The sequence below is a fragment of the uncultured Aquincola sp. genome (assembly GCF_964001545.1).
In the GTDB taxonomy this organism is placed as follows: domain Bacteria; phylum Pseudomonadota; class Gammaproteobacteria; order Burkholderiales; family Burkholderiaceae_C; genus Aquincola.
In genome coordinates this window covers 1-1,526 of sequence record NZ_CAXFDV010000540.1, presented here as the reverse complement: position 1 = coordinate 1,526, position 1,526 = coordinate 1, and the positions used below count along the sequence as shown (strand labels likewise).

At 73.9% G+C, this 1,526-nt stretch carries 1 protein-coding gene and 1 pseudogene; both read right to left on the bottom strand.

Annotated elements, in window-relative coordinates; translation table 11 throughout:
• Window positions 1-463: pseudogene (locus ABNT58_RS18560) on the bottom strand (hypothetical protein); the annotation flags it as partial.
• On the bottom strand, window positions 460-1,526 hold a 1,067-nt coding region (locus ABNT58_RS18555), incomplete at its 5' end, for a PD-(D/E)XK nuclease family protein (RefSeq protein WP_348754922.1). The gene ABNT58_RS18555 and the pseudogene ABNT58_RS18560, both read right to left, overlap by 4 nt.

The window sequence follows — 1,526 nt, the reverse complement described above, 5'->3', positions numbered from 1 at the left end:
GCAGCCGCTTGGCCACCTCGGGCGTGGGCAGCGTGGGCTCGGCCTGCGCGCTTTGTGCCAGGCGGCGGGCCAGCCGGCGTTCATAGTCGAAGTAGCGGTGCAGGTACAGGCGGTCGTCGTCGTCCAGCACCAGGGGCATCGCACCGGGCTCGGCCGGGGTGCCGACCACGCGGGAGCGCAGCAGGGCGGCGCGCAGGGCGGGCCGGTCGTGGGGCAGGGCGGTGGGCGCGCTCGGCAGGTCGTCCTGCGCTGCGGCCGCGGCGGGCGCGGCCTCCACCGACTGCAAGGCCGACAGCGGCAGGCACACATGGCCTTCGCGCGTGGCCAGGCTCAAGGCCTGGCCGGCGGCGCGCGCCACCGCGGCATCGGCGGCATCGGCGCCTTGTTCCAGGCTCCAGCGCTGCAACCAGTCGCCCAGGCCCTGGGCCAGCCAGGCGGTGGCGTTGTCCACGAGCTCACTCATGCCCAAGCCTCCGTCTCACCCAGCAGCTGCGACAGCCGCTGCAGCGTGGCCTCGGCCGGCCGGTGGAAGTACACCCCCGCGGGCGTGCCGTCGGGCTGCTGCCAGCCGGGGCGCACGCCGCGCACGAAGAGGTAGAAAACGCCGCCGAAGTGATCTTCATGCCGGTAGCCGGGCAGGCGTTGCCGCAGCAGGCGTTGCAGCGCCACCGCGTACAGCAGGTATTGCAGGTGGTAGCCGTGTTCGGCCATGGCCTCGGCCAGGGGCTCGCGGCCGTAGTCCTCGGGCCGGTCGCCCAGGTGGTTGGATTTCCAGTCCAGCAGGTAGTAGCGGCCGCCGTGTTCAAACACCAGGTCGATGAAGCCGCGCAGATAACCCTCCAGCCCGCCGAACACCAGCGAAGGCGTGGGGTAGCCCAGCGTGCGCAGCGCGTCGGTCAGGTCGCCGGCCGTCAGGTGCGGCGCGGGCAGGGTGAACTCCATCTCCACCCGCAGCCGGCGCGGCGGCAGCGTGGCCAGCTGCACCGGGCCGGCCTGCGCATCGCCGGTGGGCAGCGGGGTGTTGAGCACGTCGGTCAGCATCCGCTGCAGCATCGGCGGCAGCGGCGGTTCGTCGCCGGTGAGCTGCGCGGCCGACAGCGGTTGCGGATGCATCTGCAGCGCGCGGGCGATGCCTTCGGGCCATTGCTCCGGCTGGTCGAAGCGCACCGCCTCGAACACCGCATGCAGCGCATCGCCGGCCGCCGCCCCGCGCGGAAAGCGCAGGATGTCGTCGTCGGCCAGGCGGGTCCGCACAGGGGGTGCCGGCTGGGGCTGCGCGGGCTGCACCCGCAGGTCGTGGTCCACCGCGGCAGCCTCATGCCGTGCGCCGGACGCCAGGCTGCTGTAGCTGCCGATCCACCACGCGGTGGGCAGCACTGCGGGCGGGTTCAGCGCGGCCAGGGCCTGGGCGTCGGTCTCGGCCGGCGGCACGGGCTGGCCGGGCTCGGTGGGCAGGGGCTCGTGCACGATGTGCGGCGAGCATTCGGCGGCCAGCGCGGCCCATTCGGCGCTCACCCATTCGGTGG